This is a genomic window from Microbulbifer maximicatervae (SeqCode) (assembly GCF_052467305.1).
In genome coordinates, this window is sequence record NZ_CP174306.1 from 4,961,555 (window position 1) to 4,981,871 (window position 20,317).

At 50.8% G+C, this 20,317-nt stretch carries 21 protein-coding genes; 12 read left to right on the top strand and 9 right to left on the bottom strand.

Annotation, left to right across the window (positions count from 1 at the left end; translation table 11 throughout):
* The first annotated feature begins 20 nt into the window (after positions 1-20).
* From metX to ACJJI4_RS21795, 12 genes are all read left to right on the top strand, one after another.
* Positions 21-1,205 carry a homoserine O-succinyltransferase MetX gene (gene metX, locus ACJJI4_RS21740; protein WP_444928257.1) on the top strand — a complete coding sequence of 395 codons (1,185 nt, stop codon included), beginning with the start codon at positions 21-23 and terminating at the stop codon, positions 1,203-1,205.
* Entirely contained in the window at positions 1,205-1,795 is a 591-nt protein-coding gene (gene metW, locus ACJJI4_RS21745; RefSeq protein WP_282930320.1) for a methionine biosynthesis protein MetW, read from the top strand. The genes metX and metW overlap by 1 nt, the downstream gene beginning before the upstream one ends.
* Positions 1,796-1,935: 140 nt before the next feature.
* Entirely contained in the window at positions 1,936-2,385 is a 450-nt protein-coding gene (locus ACJJI4_RS21750; protein ID WP_413664060.1) for a DUF4426 domain-containing protein, read from the top strand.
* Positions 2,386-2,477: 92 nt separating this feature from the next.
* Positions 2,478-3,095 (top strand): RdgB/HAM1 family non-canonical purine NTP pyrophosphatase, encoded by a 618-nt coding sequence (rdgB, locus tag ACJJI4_RS21755; RefSeq protein WP_444906642.1) that lies wholly within the window; start codon positions 2,478-2,480, stop codon positions 3,093-3,095.
* A complete protein-coding gene (hemW, locus tag ACJJI4_RS21760) occupies positions 3,079-4,302 on the top strand; it encodes a radical SAM family heme chaperone HemW (RefSeq protein ID WP_444926444.1) in 1,224 nt (407 codons plus the stop codon). The genes rdgB and hemW overlap by 17 nt, the downstream gene beginning before the upstream one ends.
* Positions 4,303-4,449: 147 nt before the next feature.
* Positions 4,450-4,779 (top strand): thioredoxin TrxA, encoded by a 330-nt coding sequence (trxA, locus tag ACJJI4_RS21765; protein ID WP_444895465.1) that lies wholly within the window; start codon positions 4,450-4,452, stop codon positions 4,777-4,779.
* 365 nt (positions 4,780-5,144) lie between these two features.
* Positions 5,145-6,404: a transcription termination factor Rho gene (gene rho, locus ACJJI4_RS21770; protein ID WP_108731406.1), complete on the top strand. Its 1,260-nt coding sequence runs from the start codon at positions 5,145-5,147 to the stop codon at positions 6,402-6,404.
* Positions 6,405-6,679: 275 nt separating this feature from the next.
* Entirely contained in the window at positions 6,680-6,949 is a 270-nt protein-coding gene (rbp, locus tag ACJJI4_RS21775; RefSeq protein WP_020413665.1) for an RNA-binding regulator, read from the top strand.
* A 156-nt stretch (positions 6,950-7,105) separates the two neighbouring features.
* Positions 7,106-8,572 carry a 4-hydroxy-3-polyprenylbenzoate decarboxylase gene (gene ubiD, locus ACJJI4_RS21780; protein ID WP_444926445.1) on the top strand — a complete coding sequence of 489 codons (1,467 nt, stop codon included), beginning with the start codon at positions 7,106-7,108 and terminating at the stop codon, positions 8,570-8,572.
* A 184-nt stretch (positions 8,573-8,756) separates the two neighbouring features.
* Positions 8,757-9,977, top strand: coding sequence for a serine hydrolase domain-containing protein (locus ACJJI4_RS21785; protein ID WP_444926446.1), 1,221 nt, complete (start codon positions 8,757-8,759; stop codon positions 9,975-9,977).
* A gap of 86 nt (positions 9,978-10,063) precedes the next feature.
* Positions 10,064-10,567: a hypothetical protein gene (locus ACJJI4_RS21790; protein ID WP_444926447.1), complete on the top strand. Its 504-nt coding sequence runs from the start codon at positions 10,064-10,066 to the stop codon at positions 10,565-10,567.
* A gap of 306 nt (positions 10,568-10,873) precedes the next feature.
* The gene (locus tag ACJJI4_RS21795; RefSeq protein WP_444926448.1) at positions 10,874-11,203 is read left to right on the top strand and encodes a hypothetical protein; all 330 of its coding nucleotides are present in this window, start codon (positions 10,874-10,876) and stop codon (positions 11,201-11,203) included.
* A 197-nt stretch (positions 11,204-11,400) separates the two neighbouring features.
* Here ACJJI4_RS21795 and ACJJI4_RS21800 read toward each other — a convergent pair whose 3' ends face one another.
* The 9 genes from ACJJI4_RS21800 to gshB form a co-directional block, all read right to left on the bottom strand.
* Positions 11,401-12,429 (bottom strand): alpha/beta fold hydrolase, encoded by a 1,029-nt coding sequence (locus ACJJI4_RS21800; protein WP_444926449.1) that lies wholly within the window; start codon positions 12,427-12,429, stop codon positions 11,401-11,403.
* An 88-nt stretch (positions 12,430-12,517) separates the two neighbouring features.
* On the bottom strand, positions 12,518-13,768 hold the full coding sequence (locus tag ACJJI4_RS21805) for a heme biosynthesis HemY N-terminal domain-containing protein (protein WP_444911935.1): 1,251 nt from the start codon (positions 13,766-13,768) through the stop codon (positions 12,518-12,520).
* On the bottom strand, positions 13,765-15,093 hold the full coding sequence (locus ACJJI4_RS21810; protein WP_444926450.1) for a uroporphyrinogen-III C-methyltransferase: 1,329 nt from the start codon (positions 15,091-15,093) through the stop codon (positions 13,765-13,767). The genes ACJJI4_RS21805 and ACJJI4_RS21810 overlap by 4 nt, the downstream gene beginning before the upstream one ends.
* A 120-nt stretch (positions 15,094-15,213) precedes the next feature.
* Complete coding sequence (locus tag ACJJI4_RS21815) at positions 15,214-15,996, bottom strand: uroporphyrinogen-III synthase (RefSeq protein WP_444926451.1); 783 nt, start codon at positions 15,994-15,996, stop codon at positions 15,214-15,216.
* A 1-nt stretch (position 15,997) separates the two neighbouring features.
* Positions 15,998-16,915: a hydroxymethylbilane synthase gene (gene hemC, locus ACJJI4_RS21820; protein WP_444926453.1), complete on the bottom strand. Its 918-nt coding sequence runs from the start codon at positions 16,913-16,915 to the stop codon at positions 15,998-16,000.
* Between the two features lie 77 nt (positions 16,916-16,992).
* Positions 16,993-17,415, bottom strand: coding sequence for a Holliday junction resolvase RuvX (gene ruvX, locus ACJJI4_RS21825; protein ID WP_444926454.1), 423 nt, complete (start codon positions 17,413-17,415; stop codon positions 16,993-16,995).
* Between the two features lie 20 nt (positions 17,416-17,435).
* The gene (locus tag ACJJI4_RS21830) at positions 17,436-18,020 is read right to left on the bottom strand and encodes a YqgE/AlgH family protein (RefSeq protein WP_282930307.1); all 585 of its coding nucleotides are present in this window, start codon (positions 18,018-18,020) and stop codon (positions 17,436-17,438) included.
* A 34-nt stretch (positions 18,021-18,054) separates the two neighbouring features.
* Positions 18,055-18,966 carry an energy transducer TonB gene (locus ACJJI4_RS21835; protein WP_444914979.1) on the bottom strand — a complete coding sequence of 304 codons (912 nt, stop codon included), beginning with the start codon at positions 18,964-18,966 and terminating at the stop codon, positions 18,055-18,057.
* A 92-nt stretch (positions 18,967-19,058) separates the two neighbouring features.
* Positions 19,059-20,015 (bottom strand): glutathione synthase, encoded by a 957-nt coding sequence (gene gshB, locus ACJJI4_RS21840; protein ID WP_444926455.1) that lies wholly within the window; start codon positions 20,013-20,015, stop codon positions 19,059-19,061.
* Positions 20,016-20,317 lie beyond the last annotated feature (302 nt).

Genomic DNA, 20,317 nt, shown 5'->3' on the forward strand with positions numbered 1-20,317 from the left:
CCTTGTCAACGGAAAATCCTATCGCTTCTGCGGAAGCTCAAACCGCAACTACCGGTGACCCAGGCTCCGTGGGCCTTGTTGAGCCTAAAAGCCATCACTTTAGTGAACCGCTGGAATTGGCCTGTGGCCGAGTACTGAAAAATTACACTCTGGTTTATGAGACTTACGGTGAACTCAATAGGGAAAAGACTAACGCAGTTCTGATCTGTCATGCTCTGTCTGGGCATCATCACGCTGCGGGGCGACACAGTATCGATGATAAGCGTCCGGGGTGGTGGGACCACTATATCGGTCCGGGTAAGCCGATAGATACTAATCATTTCTTCGTGGTGTCTGTTAATAATCTCGGCGGTTGCCACGGATCTACCGGCCCCGTATCCATCAACCCGGATACCGGCACTACCTGGGGGCCGGATTTTCCATCACTGCGTGTCCGCGACTGGGTCCACAGCCAAGCGCGTCTGGCGGATATGCTAGGCATTCGACAGTGGGCGGCGGTTGTTGGCGGCAGTCTCGGTGGAATGCAGGCGATGCGCTGGTCACTGGAATACCCTGAGCGCCTGCGTAACTGTGTGGTGATTGCCTCTGCCATGAAGTTATCTGCGCAGAATATCGCGTTTAATGAGACCGCACGCCAGGCGATAACATCCGATCCGGACTTTTGTGATGGGCACTACCTCCAACAGAATAAGTTACCCCGTAGAGGCCTGGCCGTTGCGCGAATGATCGGGCATATCACTTATCTGTCTGACGATGGGTTGGGGCGCAAGTTTGGTCGAGAATTGCGCAGTGGCAGCTTTCAGCAGGGGTCGGATGAAGAGGTGGAGTTTCAGATACAAAGTTATCTGCGCTACCAGGGAGCCAGTTTTTCCACCACCTTCGATCCCAATACTTACATTCTGATGACTCGAGCGCTGGATTTCTTCGACTTAGCTCGGGAATACGGGGATGACCCGGTAGAGGCCTTCTCCCGTGCCAAGTGCCGGTTTTTATTGGTGTCATTTACTTCTGATTGGCGCTTTGCGCCGGAGCGCTCGAGGGAAATCGCCGATGCCCTGATGCACGCGGATATTCCAGTCAGCTATGCCGAAGTAGAGTCAGCAATGGGACACGATGCCTTCCTGCTGCCCAATGGTCGTTATGAAAGTGTATTTCGTGCCTATATGCATAGAGTTGCGGCAGAAATTGCTGAGGAGGTGTACTGATGCGGATAGATTTGGATGTGATCCAGGAATGGATCGCTCCCAACAGCCGGGTTCTCGACCTCGGCTGTGGCGATGGTGCACTGCTCGATCAGCTGGGGAGAAATAAAAATGTGAAAGGCTATGGCCTGGAGATTGATCCCGAGCAAATAGAGCGATGTGTGGCCCGTGGGGTCAATGTTGTCGAGCAAAATCTGAATACAGGGCTGGGAAATTTTGCTGATGGCAGCTTTGATGCTGTGGTGATGACCCAGGCACTGCAAACCTTGAGTCAGCCTCATTTAGTGGTAGAGGAAATGCTCCGGGTTGGGCGGGATTGCATTATTACGTTTCCCAATTTTGGGCAGTGGAAGGCCCGCTGGCACCTCGCATTCTCCGGGCGCATGCCAGTATCCGACTTATTGCCATACGAATGGTATGACACTCCCAATATTCACTTTTGTACTTTTACAGACTTTGAGGTGTTATGCCGAGAAAACGGCTGGGCGATTCTGCATCGGCAAGTGGTTTCTGAGTCCATGGTTGGGCGGGCATTCAAAGACTTTTTACCAAATTTGTTTGGTGAGACAGCCATCTATCACCTAACTCGCTAAACTAAGATTTGCGCCAGCTCTTTTGTGGAGGACTTTGGCGCGATAAATAGATCGAGAAAGGCACTCCTGAGGGGGCCTGACTGGAATTGACCACCAAACCTGCCGGGAGAGGTGGCGCCTATAACAACTGGAGGTGGAGCGTGAAACGCATCCTTACCCTGGCTGCTTCTGTGGCCTTGCTATTTTTATCTGTCGGCGCTGCCGCGCAAGAAGCGCGTACGATTAAGAACTACGCTGATTTTGGCGACTATCGAGTAGTCTATTCAGTGTTCAATAGCGATTTTATCCAGCCGGATATCGCCCGTCAGTACCAGTTGGCTCGAGCAAAAGATCGGGCCTATGTAAATGTCTCTGTCGTCAAGAAAGAGGGCGGAACTCATGGCCTCAGCGCTGAGATGTCTGGTACAGCTACCAACCTGATCCAGCAGTCAAGACCACTTAAGTTCAAAGAAATTCGGGAAGGGGATGCTGTTTACTATCTCGCGCCCCTGCGTTTTGAGGATGAGGAAACCCTTACTTTTAACGTAGATATCAAGCTGCCCAATGGTAAAAGTGAGACGATCACTTTCCGTCGCAGATTGAACCGATAGACATCTGCCAAGGTTCCGCTGGCTGAGAGCTGGTCGAAACCCCTTCTTTAAGATTCACCGCGGGCCGAGGCCCGCTTTTTGTTTGAAGCAATATGGTAAATAAAATTGTTCTTGCCAGCGGTAATGCCGGCAAACTTCGCGAATTTTCACAGCTGTTCGCCTCATGGGATATACAGGTTCTTCCTCAGTCTGACTTTGGGGTAAGTGACGCTGATGAGACCGGATTGAGCTTTATTGAGAATGCTTTGATTAAGGCCCGCCACGCCAGCCGTATCAGTGGCCTGCCGGCATTAGCCGATGACTCCGGGCTGTCGGTAGATGCATTGAGTGGTGCGCCGGGAATTTACTCTGCACGCTACTCAGGTGCCGGGGCGACTGATGAAAAAAACAATGCGAAGTTATTGGAGGCCATGGTTGATGTTGAATCTAAGCATCGCACTGCCAGTTTCCACTGCGCGCTGGCTTTTGTGCGGCAATGGGATGACCCGGTGCCTTTGGTATCTAGTGCAAAGTGGAGCGGGACAATTTTGCGGGAGCCGGCGGGAGAGCAGGGTTTTGGTTATGACCCGCTGTTTTTTGTTGAATCTGAGGGAATGACCTCCGCTGAACTGCCGAGAGACTTGAAGAATCGACTGAGCCACAGGGCCCAGGCTATGTCTCAATTTGAGCTTTTATGGCAGCAAAATATGCAGGGTGCCGACCTTGCCTGATCAGATTGCTGAATTACAGCTGCCACCACTAAGCCTGTATATCCATATCCCCTGGTGTGTGCGCAAATGTCCCTACTGTGATTTCAACTCCCACCAGGCTGATAGAGACCGGGCTAATTCTGACTACGCCCTACCGGAATCCGAGTATGTGGCGCAGTTGCGCCTGGATCTGATCAGCCAGTTGCCCTGGGTGCAGGGGCGAAAATTGCAGTCCATCTTTTTTGGTGGTGGCACGCCGAGCCTGTTCTCCCCCCAAGCAATTGGGCAGATCCTGGAGGCTGCTGAGCAGGTGGTGGGTTTTGCTGAGGGGGTCGAGATAACCCTGGAGGCCAACCCCGGCACTTTTGAACAAGCCAAGTTCACTGGCTATCGATCTGCAGGAGTTAATCGTCTTTCTATTGGAGTGCAAAGCTTCGACTCCAATCAGCTACAACAGTTGGGACGTATTCACAGCGGAGAAGAGGCCGAAGGTGCCCTGGCAATGGCACGTCGTGCGGGCTTTGACAATATTAACCTCGACCTGATGCACGGATTGCCCAATCAGGCCGAGGTGGAAGCCCTTGGCGATTTGCGCCGAGCAATTTCCTTGGCTCCAGAACATATTTCCTGGTACCAATTAACGATTGAGCCAAATACCGCATTCTACAGTGCGCCACCAGTCACCCCCGGCTCCCAGCTGATTGCCAGTATGCAGGGCAGCGGACGCGAACTACTGGCGTCCGAGGGCTATCGTCGTTACGAGGTGTCGGCTTATAGCAAACCCGAACTTGAATCCCGCCATAATATTAATTATTGGTCATTCGGAGATTATCTGGGGATTGGTGCCGGCGCTCATGGCAAGGTAACCCTAGCTGAAACTGGGCAAATTCTGCGCAGTCGTCGCACACGCACTCCGAGGGACTACTTGTCTATCGCCAGGCAACATCCCGAGCTGCTGCATAGTGCCTTGTCTGAACCCCATACTGACAGGGTTGAGAATGAGGATTTGCCACTGGAGTTTCTTATGAATGCCCTTCGCCTGGCGGATGGTGTTCCCAGTGATACTTTTACCCACTACACCGGGCTGCCGATGTCCGAGCTGCAAAAACAATGGCCTACCCTGATGGCAATGGAGCTTGTAGAGTGTCTCGATAAGCGGATTGCTGCCACGGCTTTTGGCTTTGACTATATCGATGAGATTTTGCAGCGCTTCCTGGAGCAGGCGTAAGTCTGTGGCAGGAAAGACTTGAAATCCCATTTTGCGCCCCAATTTTGAGGGCAATGGTGCATCGCAGCTGTATAACCACCGCTGTGACCGTGAGAAGATGCGCTGGCGGTGCCCACGCATCGAGTAACTAAAGAACAGGAATGCAATATGAGCGAGCACTCAATCGTCAACGTATCTGATGCTGAATTCGAAGCAGAAGTTCTCAAAGCTGAAGGCCCGGTGTTGGTAGATTTTTGGGCACAGTGGTGCGGTCCGTGCAAGATGATCGCTCCAGTGCTGGAAGACCTGGCAAGCCACTACGGCGATAAGTTGAAGATCGTAAAAGTAGACGTTGATGCGAATAAAGAGAGCCCGGCCAAATATAATGTCCGTGGTATCCCCACGCTGCTGCTGTTCAAAGGCGGCAATGTCGAAGGTACTAAAGTCGGCGCACTGTCCCGCGCGCAGCTGACTGAGTTTATCGACGGTCAGCTGTAAGACTGTCGTTTCCATCCTGCAAAGGGGGTAAATTTCTTTGCAGGATTGGAAACACCCGTTATACTGGCTGTAATTCTGAAATAGTTCAGCGGTCTTGAATTAAATGAGACGAGCTGACAAAACGCCCCTCCACAGGGTCCCTGACCATCCCCGGCGCGTATACTCCTCGAGTTGAACTTGTTCTGATAATGCTCCATAAATTGATTATGGAGAGCAAAAGTTTACTGAGTACTGTGGTCTTGGTAGGAAAAGGTACCTAGGTGTATCGGGTAAATAAACGAGCTAATCTCTAATATCAAACCCCTCCTCAAAATTTCAGGCGTGTCCGCGCCATATGACAACAGAAACATTAATAAGCAATTGGTATGAATCTCTCCGAATTAAAAACCAAACCCATTGAAGAGTTGATTGAAATAGCCAAAGGCATGGGCCTTGAAAACCTGGCCCGTTCGCGCAAGCAGGATATCATTTTCAATATCCTCAAGCGCCACGCCAAAAGCGGTGAAGATATTTATGGCGACGGCGTATTAGAAATCCTTCAAGATGGTTTTGGATTTTTGCGTTCTGCTGACTCCTCTTATCTTGCGGGACCGGATGATATATATGTATCTCCAAGTCAGATTCGCCGATTTAATTTACGTACGGGTGACTCAATTTCCGGAAAGATTCGCCCACCGAAAGAAGGTGAAAGATATTTTGCCTTATTAAAAGTTAACGAAATTAATTTTGACAAACCGGAAAACGCACGTAACAAAATTCTTTTCGAAAACCTCACTCCTCTATTCCCCAACGATCGCCTCACCCTCGAGTGCGGAAACGGCTCCTCCGAAGACCTGATTGGTCGTATTATTGATCTTGTAGCTCCAATCGGGAAAGGCCAGCGCGGCTTGATTGTTGCGCCGCCGAAGGCCGGTAAAACGATTATGTTGCAAAATATGGCACAGGCCATTACGCGCAATAATCCAGAGTGCCATTTGATCGTACTGCTGATTGACGAGCGTCCTGAGGAAGTGACAGAAATGCAGCGCTCCGTGCGCGGTGAAGTTGTTGCCTCTACTTTTGATGAGCCGCCGGCACGTCACGTACAAGTTGCGGAAATGGTAATTGAAAAAGCCAAGCGCCTGGTTGAGCACAAAAAAGATGTGGTTATCTTGCTCGACTCTATCACCCGCCTGGCTCGCGCTTACAACACAACAGTTCCTAGCTCCGGTAAAGTATTAACCGGTGGTGTTGATGCTCACGCCTTAGAGCGCCCGAAGCGCTTCTTTGGGGCAGCGCGAAATATTGAAGAAGGCGGAAGTCTGTCTATTATTGCTACTGCACTTATCGATACCGGCTCGAAAATGGACGAAGTGATTTTCGAGGAATTTAAAGGTACCGGTAATATGGAATTGCAGCTGGATCGCAAAATTGCTGAAAAACGCGTATATCCGGCCATTAATGTGCGCAGATCCGGCACTCGCCGGGAAGAGCTATTGATGCCTGAAGGCGAGCTGCAGCGAGTGTGGATTTTGCGTAAGCTGTTACACGATATGGAAGATGTAGCATCGACTGAATTCCTAGTGGATAAATTGAAAGATTTCAAGACAAATGACGAATTCTTCCTATCCATGAAACGGAAATAATTTTTGTATATAAAGTAGCGCCTAAAAAGGCGCTCTTTATTTATTAGGAGCAGAATAAGACGGTTAATTGCGTCTATTACTGTTGAAAAGGCGAGCCATTAGGCATATAAAGTTCCACATTGTGGCGCTTGATATGGATTTTAGGCAACGCGCCTTACTGAATTGGCCCAGGAGTTTATTTCTCCGCAAAGGGCCAATCTCAAATGGTTAATCTGGTGGAGCTGGTTATCCATTTGTGACTGCACGACAGCCCACACACCTAGTGAGAACCTTTTGTGAATATCTATATTGGAAATCTGGCCTACGCGGTAACCTCTGACGACCTGCACGAAGCTTTTGGTGCATTCGGAGAGATCTCTCGGGCTACTGTTATCACCGACCGTGAGACTGGCCGCTCTAAAGGCTTCGGTTTCGTAGAAATGCCTAACGACGATGAAGCGCGCAAAGCTATCGAAGAGATGAACGACCAACCGCTGTCTGGCCGTAACATCCGCGTTAACGAAGCTAAGCCTCGCGAAGATCGTCCGCGTCGCCCCCGCTTCTAAGCTGTAAAAAGCTTATTATTTCCGCGGCTCGCAGCCCAGGCTTGCGAGCCGCGACTCCCTCCCGCCTCTCTCTTCATTCCAATTGGTGTGTTGTTACCCATCCTGCGCCTTCTGTTTTACACTGCGCTCTGGTTTATAGTCACGCCTTGTTAGCCCATGAAATATAAAGATCTACGCGACTTTATTAAGTTGCTGGAAAAGCGCGGCCTACTAAAACGAATCAAGCACCCTGTTGACCCCATTTTGGAAATGACAGAAATTTCCGATCGCGTATTGCGAGCTGAGGGGCCTGCATTGTTGTTTGAGAACCCGGTAGGCTTTGAGACCCCAGTTCTCGCCAATCTATTCGGAACACCAGAGCGAGTCGCCCTGGGGATGGGAAGAGAGAGTGTTGCCGAACTGCGTGAAGTGGGAGAACTGCTGGCTTTTCTCAAGGAGCCGCAGCCACCGGAAAATCTCCGCGATGCCTGGGAGAAGTTGCCGGTCTTTAAGCAGGTCCTGAATATGGGGCCAAAAGTCGTAAAGGGTGCCGCTTGCCAACAGGTGGTCCTTGAGAAGGATCAGGTTGATCTTCATCAGCTGCCAATCCAAACCTGCTGGCCGGGAGATGCCGCTCCGCTGGTCACTTGGCCCTTAGTAATTACTCGAGGGCCTGAGAAGAAACGGCAAAACCTGGGCATATACCGGATGCAATTAATCGGAAAGAACCGCCTGATTATGCGCTGGCTCAGTCATCGCGGGGGGGCGCTGGATTATCGGGACTGGTGTAAGAAGCATCCCGGTGAGCCCTATCCGGTAGCTGTTGCCCTGGGTGCCGATCCCGCCACAATTCTGGGGGCCGTTACCCCAGTGCCGGATACTTTGTCTGAGTATGCCTTTGCCGGCCTGCTGCGGGGGGATAAGACAGAAGTGACCGATGCCTTACTCAGTGATCTTCAGGTGCCTGCCAGTGCCGAATATGTTCTGGAAGGATTTATCTATCCCAATGATATGGCTGATGAGGGTCCCTATGGGGACCACACCGGTTACTATAACGAAGTGGACAGCTTCCCTGTGTTTACGGTAGAGAAGATTACGCACCGTAAAAACCCCATTTACCACAGCACCTATACTGGGCGCCCACCGGATGAACCTGCGATTTTAGGCGAGGCTTTAAACGAGGTTTTTGTGCCAATCCTACAAAAGCAATTTCCTGAAATTGTCGACTTCTATTTGCCGCCGGAGGGATGCTCTTACCGTCTCGCTGTGGTCACCATGAAGAAGCAGTATGCGGGTCATGCCAAGCGGGTAATGATGGGTGTCTGGTCTTTCCTGCGTCAGTTTATGTACACCAAGTTTGTTATTGTCGCTGACGAAGACGTCAATGCCAGGGATTGGAAAGATGTAATCTGGGCGATGACTACGCGTATGGACCCGGCGCGGGATACGGTGATGATAGAAAATACCCCGATTGATTATTTAGATTTTGCTTCACCGGTCTCTGGTTTAGGCTCAAAAATAGGTTTTGATGCGACTAATAAATGGGAAGGTGAAACTAGTCGTGAGTGGGGTGTACCTATTGAGCGCGACCCGAATGTGGTTAAAAAGATTGATGAAATGTGGGCTAAATTGGGCCTCGAATAAGCAAGGTGACATATTCTCGGTACTCCCGTCCGAATAAGCGCCTCTGGTGGCGCTCAGTACAGTGACCGCTTAGCGGTCACTCTTTATTTTTTCTTCCTTCTTTGCATCTATAGCTTTTACTGCTGACGTCGCAGTCAGGTACGGGCTCGACCGTGGCCCTGAATTAACTATAAGGATTGCTTTAATGAGGAAAATTTATTTAGTGGGCCTGATATCGATAGGTGTTTTCATATTTTTACTAGTTGTACCAAGTGAGCAGGAGCAAAGTGCCGAAATTGATAATATCGAAGATTTTATTCCTGCCGTTATGCATGAGGCAGCCATACCCGGAATAGCCGTTGCCAGAATAAAAGAGGGTGAACTTGCGCTTCAGCAAGTGTACGGAATGGCCGATATTGAGGCCGGCAAACCAGTTACTCAGGATACGTTATTTAATATTGCCTCGATAAGTAAGCCGATTATGGGCGTAACACTATTGCAATTGGTCGACGATGGTAAATTGAAGTTGGATGAGGATATTAATAGCTATTTACCATTTAAGGTCGACAATCCACATATAGAAGGAGAAAAAATTACACTGAGACATCTGGCGAGTCACTCTGCAGCAATTAAAGATTATTTTGACTACGCCACTTACACTGAAAATCGTGATCCATCTATCAGTTTGGAGCAACATCTACGCTCCCTGCTGGTTAAAGGGGAAATCCTGTACGGTAGTGGGGATTATTATCTGACAAATAACCCCGGGGAGCACAGACAATACAGTAATCTTTCTGCCGGCTTAGCTGGGTTATTGGTTGAGTCAGTAACCGGCCAGTCTCTCGCCAATTATAGCCGGGATACTTTATTTCACAGCCTGGATATGGAGACTGCCAATTGGAGACTCAATGGAGTAGATCTGAGCTCTATCGCAGTTCCCTACAAAGTAGAGCAATGTGTACCATATATCGGTCTGTGTGTAGATAGTGAAGCGGAGAAGATGAACTATTTAATTGGTCGATTTATTGATCCTCCTTTTGAGTACAAGCAATTTCACCCGTATGCACACAGTGGTAATCCGCAGTATCCTGACGGTGGTGTTCGTGTAAGCATTGCTGACCTCAGCAATTTCTTGCTAGCGCTGCTTAATAATCGGGATAAATCTGGAGCTCAGATCTTATCAGATGTTATGTATCAGGAAATGTTTCGTCTGCAATTACCGTTGTCTGTATCAGATTCGCAGCGCTTCTTTTGGCGCGATCGCAATGGCCTTACTGGGCACATGGGAACTGATCTGGGCGTATTTGTAGCTATGTATTTTGAGCCAGAAAGTAAGGATGGCTTTATTATCTTGATGAACAGAGACATGGATATTAAATCGGCCAATGCGATGAAGCGTATTGCTATTCGCCTCATGAAAATATAAAAACAACTGTAGGATGACCACTCCCGAAATTTTTATATTAAGGAGGGTCTTTCTATTTGTGTATTTTTCTAAGGTTGGATGGGAATATGATAGGGAATTTGTCAAAACTAATAATTCTATTTTTTGGGATAGCAATATTTCAGCCTGTGATTGCCAGCCAGGGTAATGGTGCAGAGGCAATTTTTGAGAAGATCAAAGGGCTAGCTGGAGAGTGGAGAGAGGAAGGGGCAAAAAATGACGATTTTGTTATTAGTTTTGCCGATACAGCTGGGGGAAGCGTAGTACTGGAACGTTGGCTCTATAACGGGCGCCAACACTCCCTGACGGCCTACCACTTGGATAACGATAATTTAATAGTGACGCACTATTGCCCCCAGGGTAATCAGCCCAGGTTAAGCTGGCAAAAAAATAGTGCTGAAGATACTTTGGCATTCTCTTTCAAGGATGTAACTAATTTTACTTTGGACAGTAAGAGTCGTCTGGATAGCCTCACTTTTACCTGGTTAGGTAACGGCAAGTTACAGCGGGAAGAGACTTACTTGAAGAACGGGGAGCAGTTACCCTCATCCCTGACCCTGGTACGTAAATAAGCTGCCAAATCGTTATTAACTGATAGTTTAGATGTATTATTTCTCAAAGCTGGAGCGAAATTCGCGCCAGCTTTTTTATTTGTGAACTTTATTGTGGTTTTGGTTTATATAAGTATGATTCGCGACTGAATTTGCATGCTGTTGCCAGCTTATTGGCATGGGGTGACAGTGCGCGCTATGCCGGGTTGTGTTTTTGCGTATGACGACATGCTGCATTGAAAACAAGTGGATATCTAATTCCTGGGGTTGGGAAACGGTAGAAGTTGGAAGTGAGTAAATAACTAAAATTAAATGGAGAGGTAACAAATGGAATTAATTATTTTTGTAATTATTATGGTGGCAGTTCTTGTTCTGCCTCTGAAGTTGGCAGCTGCCATGTTGGGGGCGAAAAATACGGGTGTATTTTATTGTCTTTTCGCTTTGCTATTGGCCCTAATTATTCAAAGAATTGTTGGCGGCATGTTGCCGGGTGTTACGGATAGCGCTGGAATTTTAATGACAATTCCCCTGGCTGCTATTGCCTATATGCTGGTACTTGGTACGGGTTTTTTAAAGGCTATTCTAATTGCACTTTTACAAGGGGTAATTACTTATTTTGCCATGCTAATTTTTGTGGGTTTGCCCTGGGCTGTTTAAAAACGAAATAAATTCTCGTAGAAAGTCAGCAAGCGGCGACTTATTGAATGCTAAATCGCCATTTGCACTATCATTGATTACTAATAGTTTCCTAGCGTACAAGCTATAACTTTCTGAAAAATGGATGCTCTACACATCAGTCTCCGTGCCAATGATATGTTTCCTGGATTGGGTTTCTACTGGGCAGGCTGTAGGTCCTACTTTCCAATAGGAGCCGCAAGGAATTTACTTAAAACATCAATATAAGCTGGAAAGGCTTCGAACTGGGGTAAATGTCCAACCCCCTCCATCTCAACTAATTCGGCTTTGGGGATTTCTGCTGCTGTACGCTTTCCTAATTGATCGTACCGGCCTAATTTTTCTTGTACAGCTTCAGGCGCGCGGCCGCGGCCAATAGCTGTTCGATCTCGGGTACCTATAATCAGTAGGGTGGGCACCTTGATATTGGCAAACTCATAAAGTACCGGTTGAGTGAATACCATTTCGGAGGTTAGGGCATCCACGGTTGCCATATGAGCTGCATCGGGTCCCAGGGTCCAGCCAGCTTGAATATCCAGTAGCGGGTTATATTCTTCGCGCCACTGCTCAGAAAAGTAGGCTTTACTCATGTAGCGTTTGATAGATTCTGGAGTTTGCTTTTTCTCGCGAGCAATGGCTTGGTCCAAAGGTTCATAGGGAACCCATCGCTTCCAGTCTTCAAGGCCTATAGGATTTACAAGTGCTAACTTTTTGACTCGCTCCGGGTACATCAGGGTAAACCGGGTAGCCAGCATACCTCCCATAGAGTGCCCAACTACAATAACCTCTCTTATTTTCAATTTATCCAATAAAACCTTGGTATTGTTGCTAAGCCCCTGAAAAGTATATTGGGTAAGCGGTTTACTGGATTTTCCGAAACCGATCTGGTCAGGTGCTATAACCCGGTACCCTAGCTGACTGAGTTGGGAGATAGTCTCCTTCCAGTAGGCCGCCGAAAAATTCTTTCCGTGCAACAGGAGTACCGTTCCTCTTGCATTTTTACCCTCTGCAGGCGGTACATCCATAAAGGTCATTGCCAGTGGCTGCCCCTGTTGTTCGAAATGAAAGTGATGAACTGGATAGGGATATTCGTAATCAGTTAAGGCTTTATCTTGAGGCGTTATTGAATATTCAGCAGATGCATGGCCGGTAAAAAACACACTGGCGGTAAAAAGTAAGGCAACTATGTAGCGCACAAAGAGGGTCACAGCCGTGTCCTTATTGGTAAACGGGAGTTCACTATAGGCGCAATTGGGGGGTGGCTGAAAGGCCCGTCGGCCTTTCAGGGGGGATGGCTCAGGCGTGTGCGCCCAGTAGGGGAGTGCCTTGGCTGGGCATAGGCAACTGGGGCAAGTCCTTGACTGCTTGTAGCAAACCTTCCTCATAGAGTTTTGCTGCTTTGTCTTTTTCCCCAAGGGATTGAAATAAGCGAGCCAGTTCAGCGGAGGTAGCGGGATCTTGGCGCAACAACAGGCTTTTCTCGAAATACTGCTGCGCTTTGCCCCAAAGTTCATTGCGCATTGAGAGACGTCCGAGACAGGTTAGCAGTGCGGCACTCTCCCCATACTCTTTCAGCCAACCTTCAGCTGCTGATATTTGTGCCGCAGGGGCGGCCCCCACCAGGCAGCCGTAGAGTTCGGCAAGATTGGGGTCCCAAGCTCGATTGAGTAGCCAGCGCAAATGCTTCTCTGCCTCTGTGTCTTCGCCAATCCGATGCAGTTGCTGTGCGTAGAGACTGCGCAGGGCTTCATTGCGTTGCCAGCGGCCACTCAGGCTTTGCCAGGTATCGTGTAATTTATCGATATCTTTGCGATTAGCTGCTTCGGTCAGCTGATGTTGATACACCTCGAGTTCAAGCTGGTGCAGCTCAGCTTCGGGCATGTTCGCATGTTTCTCCAATTCGGGCAGTAATGCGCGAAGACGGCTCCAGTCACCCAGAAGGTAATAAGCCTGCTTGAGAAGTTGTAACAGGGCAGGATGTTTCGGCTCGAGCTGCTTGGCGCGCTCTAGGCTGGCAATACACTGCTCGTAATGTTTATCCAGGAGCTGCATACGAGCTTGGCTTAGGGCTACAGCCAGGCGGGTATCTTCACCACAGGCCTCCGCCTTGGCGAGTAATTCATTGGCCTCCTCACGAAAGCCCAGCTCAAAGGCGCTGCGCGCTGCCGCCAAATAATTGATCAGCGGGGCTTCAGATCGAGGGGCGCTCTTCAGCAGCTGACGACGGGCCCGGGACCAGTTGCCCTCCATAAATTCCACCAAGCCGCTGGTCAGGCGTCGGCGCGCTACACGCTGGCGACCAAATCTCAGCCGGTCGACACTACCTCGGAATCCGCGAAAGATACTGCGAGCCAGCCAAATGGCAAAGAAGAGGATAATTAGAGCTGCTGCCAGCGAGAAAATTGCGAACCAGAGGTTCATCTCGTAGCCTTTATTCAGCTCACCGCCAATACCGATTACCAGGTAGCCGGGATAATTGTTAATAGCCTCCGGTAGAAAAGCGCCGAGCAGCAGTAGTACCAGAGCGGTGAAGAACAGTTTTTTCACTGGCTCTCCTCCTGTTGCGAGGCAGTTGGTGTGGTGGTGCCGGATGTTTTGTGTAAACGCTCAATATAATTGCGCAGGGCAAGCTGGGAGGCGCTGAGGTCAGGCATTTCGACCTGGATACGTTGTTTGCTAAGTTCCGTTAGTTGTTGGGCCAGCGCATCGCGCTGCGGATTGGCAGTGCCATAACTGAGTAGTAGCGACCGCGCACTATCCAGAGCGTCCCTGTAAACCGTGGTATCGCCGCGAAGCAATGCCAGTTGGGCCTGCTCCATATAAAGGCGCAGAGTCTGGCGAAAGCGAGCTTCACTCTGAGGGGACAGCATTACCGGGTTGATGTCTCCATCAATGGGGCGCACCGATTCGCGCATGAAGCGGGTGAAGTTGTGCCACTCCCGCTTCCACAGGGGGGCACTCTCCTCAATGCTGGGCTGCTCTTCACTGGGTTGTTCTGCCGAAGCCATATCGAATTGTGGTTGGATATTTGTGCGGATTAGCTGTTCTTCCAAGGCGCTGAGACGGAGGTATAAACCCTGGCGATCGATGTTTTGGACCAGCTTCAGTGAGGTGATATCACGGGCAAGCTGTTGGCGTACCCCGTACAGATCCGGTAAGTCCACATTGCGCAATATCTCGTCCACGCGTTCGACCAGCCCCAGCGCAGCGCGACTATCGTCTTCGAGAAGCAGGCGCTGGTTGGCTAGACGCAACAGATAATCTGCCTCAGCCAATTGCCAATCGTCGCGGCTTACATTTCCCAGCTGACCCAAGCGGTTTCCCTGTGCGGTGACACTGCGCTGCATGGAAGCCAGTTGCTGCTGCAGTTGGGCGATAGTGCGATTTTGTCGCTCCAGTTGATTACGTAAATTGGCATCGGCCTGCTCCAGCTGATTGAACTCCCCGGAATAATCGGGGGTTTGGGGTTCAGTTGGGGCAGGGGTAGCAGCTGGGGTTTCCGAAGTGGTATTGGAGGTCGGCGCTTGGGTGGTGTTTTCAGCGGCAACCGGCACTTCCGTTGCAGGGGTAATAGTGGTGGTGCTCTCCGGGGCTGCCGTTTTTCCGGGTAGATAGTTGAGGTAAGCGCCAAGGTGTTCGCGCAGCTGAGGAGAGTTGAACCAGGCCAGTGAGGCCACAGCAATCAAAATGAGGATGAACAGTAGCCACCACCACAGCCCATTGGATCTACTGGCCGCAGCACCGCCGCTGGCTTTACCAGTAGAGGCTTTTTCCTCTGAGGCTTTGGCGAAATTACTTTTGCCTTTTACAGGCTTTGTGTTTTCCGGGGGCTCATTAGTCGCGGCTATATTTTGATCTTTTTTATCGGTCATGGGTATGGCGGCGCAGGTGGAAAATGTCGTCAGATTATAACGAGTGGCGCGAGCCTTAATAGCGGGCTAAACGCCGTTTTAAGATTTTTAGCGCAAAGCGGTCGAGAATTCGATAGCAAATCAGCCGAGGGCTTTACGCAGTGTTTCCAGCATAGCGTTATCGCCGGCATTTAGCGCGCTATAGCAATGGGCAAAACCAAGCTCATTTGCCCGAGTGGCAACTCGTATACTCGGGCAGATAAGAGCGGTTTCAAAGAGTGTATTGCGGTTTATCTGGCGGATACAGGTAACCAGGTTATCGAGTGTTTCACCGCTGTGCACACTGATAATATCGGGTTGGAATTTATACTCAGCCAGGGAGGTTGCAGCCTCCGGTGGCAGCACTCTCCGATAGAGTTCGCAATAAGTTACTCGCGCACCCCTATCACTCAAGGTGTCGCCGATAAGAGGGCGGCCACCGGAGCCGCGAAAAATAAGAACTCTTTTCCCGTCCAACTGCTGTAACCAGGGTAGGCGCAGCAACTCCTCGGAGTTCATCGTATTGCCGCTTTGCTCGCAGGGTATACCGCGCTTCTCCAGGGCGCTTGCGGTTGCCGCGCCGATCGCCAAAAAGCGAGGTCCTTGGGGTAGTTGTGGCCAATAGTCTTCAAGCCAGTCTACGCCGTAGCGCACGGCGTTCTGGGAAACAAAGATCGCGACATCCGTTTGATCGAAATCGAGGATTGAGTTTTTTAAGGCCTGTATGGCAGCTTGATCCTCAATTGGCTCTATATCGAGCATGGGGATGTTATCTACCTCGGCCCCCAGGCCGCGCAGTAGCGCACACCAGTTATCAGCCTGCTGCGTTGGCCGCGTACTGAGAATACGTTTACCTTGCAGCAGGTCGGAGGTGAGATCGCTCATATCAGATAGCGGCGAGGATTTTATCGGCACCATCGGCCAGTAACTGTTCCGCGAGCTCAGTACCCAGGCGCTCTCCCTCAGCGGCAGGGCCACGACAGTCGGCATGTATCATGGTTTTGCCATCGGGACTGCCAACGAGTCCGCGCAACCACAGGGTGTCACCATCCAGCTCGGCATAGCAGCCGATAGGCACTTGGCAGCCGCCGTTGAGGCGCTTAACCAGGGCGCGCTCCGCACTGAGTCGGGCTGCTGTTTCCGGACAGTGGAGCGGTTGGATCAAGGCTTCCAGTTCGCTATCGCGGCGCGACTCGATACCCACTGCGCCCTGTCCACCAGCGGGGAGCAGGATGTCTGTTGCCAGGAAGCTGCGGATGCGTTCCGGCATCTCAAGTCGCAGCAGTCCGGCCGCAGCGAGGATGATTGCGTCGTAATCGCCGGCATCCAGCTTGGCCAGTCGAGTATTCACATTGCCCCGTAAAAAGGTGACTTTGAGGTCCGGGCGACGGGCAAGTAATTGGCATTGTCGGCGCAAGCTGGAAGTGCCGACTACTGCTCCATGGGGCAGGTCATCAAGGCTGTCATAAAGATTACTGACAAAGGCATCGCGGGGGTCCTCACGCTCGCAAATAATCGGCAGGTGAAGTCCTTCGGGGAATTCCATGGGGACATCTTTCATCGAGTGAACTGCGATGTCCGCACGGCCTTCGAGCATCGCCACTTCCAGTTCTTTAACGAACAGGCCTTTGCCGCCCACTTTGGTTAGTGGGATGTCCAAAACCTGGTCACCCCGGCTGGTGAGGGGCAGTAACTCGATATGAAGTTCGGGGTGCGCCTGCTGCAGGCGGTCTTTGACATAGTTGGCCTGCCACAGAGCCAAAGCGCTCTGTCGGGTGGCAATGCGAATACGATCTATAGACATGCGGCTCAATCACTTATTGGTTGAAGCGGCCATTCTAACAGAGTCGCAATGCCGTGAGGTTCTCTGTAGCCGGGGGGCTAGCCCCTGGTGCGCAGCCAGTCTTCGAGAATTATCCGTGCGGCTATTGAGTCCACTGGGTCTTGTGCGTAGTTGCCACGATGCCCGCGTTCGTTGGCCTCTTCCTTGGCGGCTCGGGTGCTTAAACGCTCGTCGATCAGCTCTACCGGTAGGCCATAGCGACCGTGCAGGCGCTGGCTGAATTTTCGAGCACGCACGCCAAATTCACTTTCACTGCCATCCATATTGAGGGGGAGGCCAACTAGTAAAAGGTGGGGCTGCCACTCTTTGATCAGACCTTCGACGGAGTCCCAATTGGGCTTGCCATCTTTGGCGGGCAGTGGGGCCAGTTCCCGTGCTCCACCGGTAAGGCTCTGGCCGTAAGCTACGCCAATAGAGCGGGTTCCAAAGTCAAAAGCTAGCGCTGTGACGGGTTGATTCATAGGGGTCAGTAATTTTTCTGTTAGGCGTGGCCAGCTTGGGAGCCGAGGCCGGAAAGATCGATGCCGTGGCGGGCGGCGGCGCTTTGCCAGCGTTTTTCGACCGGTGTGGCGAATAGGGTTTCGGGCTCTGCTGGCAGTGTCAGCCAGGCGTTTTCTGTCAGCTCCTGCTCCAACTGACCGGGCCCCCAGCCTGCGTAGCCGAGGGCGAGTAGTACATCGTCAGGGCCGCGCCCTGCGGCGAGGGATTCGAGGATGTCCTTGGAGGCAGTCAGGCTGATATCTGAATTGATTTCGGTGGTAGAGTCGAAGTGCATGCCGGTGCCGTGCAGTACAAATCCCTGCTCTGGTGACATGGGACCGCCCAGTAGAACTGGTTCGTCACCGCGCAAGCTGAGATCCTCCAGAGATAGCTGCTCGAATACCTCGTGCCAGTGCACTTTACTGGGCATATTGATCACTATGCCCATGGCACCGTCGCTATTGTGCTCAACAATCAGTGCGATAGCGTGTTTGAAGCGCGGGTCCTCCATACCGGGCATAGCCAGAAGGAACTGGCCGCGCAGGTTTCCGTGAGTCAGGTCGCTATCGATATTCGAATTAGGCATAGATCAGTAATAAACCGCCAGTTGAAAGCCCATTTTAGCCTCGGTTGGGCAGATCCCCCGCAGAAGTAGTAAGCCCCCCGGTTCTTTCGAATTGCCAGGTACGGATAATTTCCAGTCGATCAACCTCGTTTTTGATCTCTACTGGGAAGGGAGCGAAGGGAGCAGCCAGACGCACAATTTGTTGGGCCGCATCATCGAGAATGCGCTCCCCGGAGGATTGAAGAATAACAACCTTCTCGACGGCTCCGGTGGGAAGCAACCGCACCATCATGCGTAACTCGCCACTAATTTGTTTTTCCAAGGCCTCTTCGGGAAAGTTATCACTGCCAACAGCTTCTATCTTCTGGCGCCATTCATGTAAATAAGCGGCATCGGCTGAGGCTCTGGTAGCTACAGATGTCAATCTGCGTACTCGGGGGCGCTCGGCAATAGTTTGGCGAATTTTATCGAGACGCGCCTCTAGGCTAGCTATTTTAGGGTTGCTCAATGGCAGGTCATTGGGTGCGTCGCCGCGCTTTTCCTCGGATAACTTATCTTCTGCCGAAAGTTCAGGAGCCTGAATCGGGCTCTCACCAACTGTGGTAATTAACAGGCGGCGTTGTTCTGCTGGCCGCGCAGATTGTTGTTGTGGCAAAGGCGTCACGCGATGAATTTGCGTATCGGCAAACTCGGCACGGCGCTTAGTGGATAACTCTTTCCGAGAGTCTGCGGTACCACTGGCTAATTGGTTGTGCTGTGCCAAGTAGTCAGCATCCTCTGGGGCCTGAGCGGAATTTTGCAAAGAAAGTGTGACTTCAAGTGTCGGTGGCGCCTGTGCACCTTTCGGAGCAGCAAAAGCCACTCCGAAAACAATTAGCGCATGTAACGCGGCGGCTAGAAATAATGAGAACACAAAGCGTTCACGCTGCATTGCATGAAACTGTGTCGCGTTGGCAGAGGAATTCATTATCTATTATCAACTACTACTTATTCGGGCGTGCGTTTCACACAGCCTTGTTCTCAGTGGTAAACCGCCCTGAGAGTTATCAAACGCCCAGTTTACCTTTTTTGTGCCAGCAGGTGTGTGATGCCGCTCATTAGTCGCGCGCCTATGTCCGTATTGTAAGCGGCATCAATTTCCCGTACACAAGTGGGACTGGTAACGTTAATTTCTGTTAGGTAGTCACCAATAACGTCCAGCCCGACAAATAACAGACCTTTTTCCTTCAAAGTGGGAGCGACTTGCTCAACGATCCAATGATCTCTATCGGTCAGGGGGCGTGCTTCGCCGCGCCCGCCGGCTGCAAGATTGCCGCGAGTCTCGCCCGCTTCCGGAATTCGCGCCAAGCAATAGGGAATCGCTTCACCGTTAACGACCAGGATACGCTTGTCACCGTCTTTGATTTCGGGGATGTAACGCTGCGCCATAATCTGCTGGCGGCCGTGCTCGGTAAGCATTTCCAAAATTGCTCCCAAGTTGGCGCCGTCCGGTTTGCAATGAAAGATGCCCGCACCGCCCATACCATCTAGGGGTTTAAAAATGACATCTTGATGAGTTCGGTGAAATTCCCGCAGCTTGGCCATATCGCGACTGACTAGAACCGGTGGGCAGCACTGGGGGAAACTTGTCGCAAAAATTTTCTCATTGCAGTCGCGTAGCGCCTGGGGCTTGTTGACTACCGTTGCACCTTCGCGCTCTGCGGCTTCGAGAATATAAGTGGAATAAATATATTCATTATCAAAGGGGGGGTCGACACGCATCAGGATTACATCCAGCTCGCCGAGAGGCATTTCTCTGGACTCTTCCAGAGAAAACCAACGATTCTCATCATCAAAAACCTGCATAGGGCAGCCGCGCCCAGTTGCGCGCCCATTCTCCAGGTAAAGATGGCTCTGCTCGAAATAAAACAGCTGGAAACCACAATCTTGTGCGGCTTGTAACAGTGCAAGCGTCGTATCTTTTTTAAAATTGATCTGGGCGATGGGGTCCATCACCACACCGAGGGAATAATTCATACGGGTTTCCAAATCGTTGGGTATTTCTATCCCAGTTATCACTGGTTTTGCTCCCAAATTTGTGGCCGCTACCAGCGTTGTTGGATAGATAAGGTAAGAGCAGCTTTGCGAAGGTGCAACCTTCTTAACGCAATACCTCCAATGAATGTATAAGTGGTGATAATTTGAACTGCGTCGCCTGCAGTGTGTCGACTCAGCTAGATTCGCCTGGGGTTCTGTGATAAAAGTTCGTCTCAGCGTGCGACCTTCGCCAGGCTAGGCGCCCGGACCCCGCAAGCGGTTTGAAAAAAGGGCGCAACTAA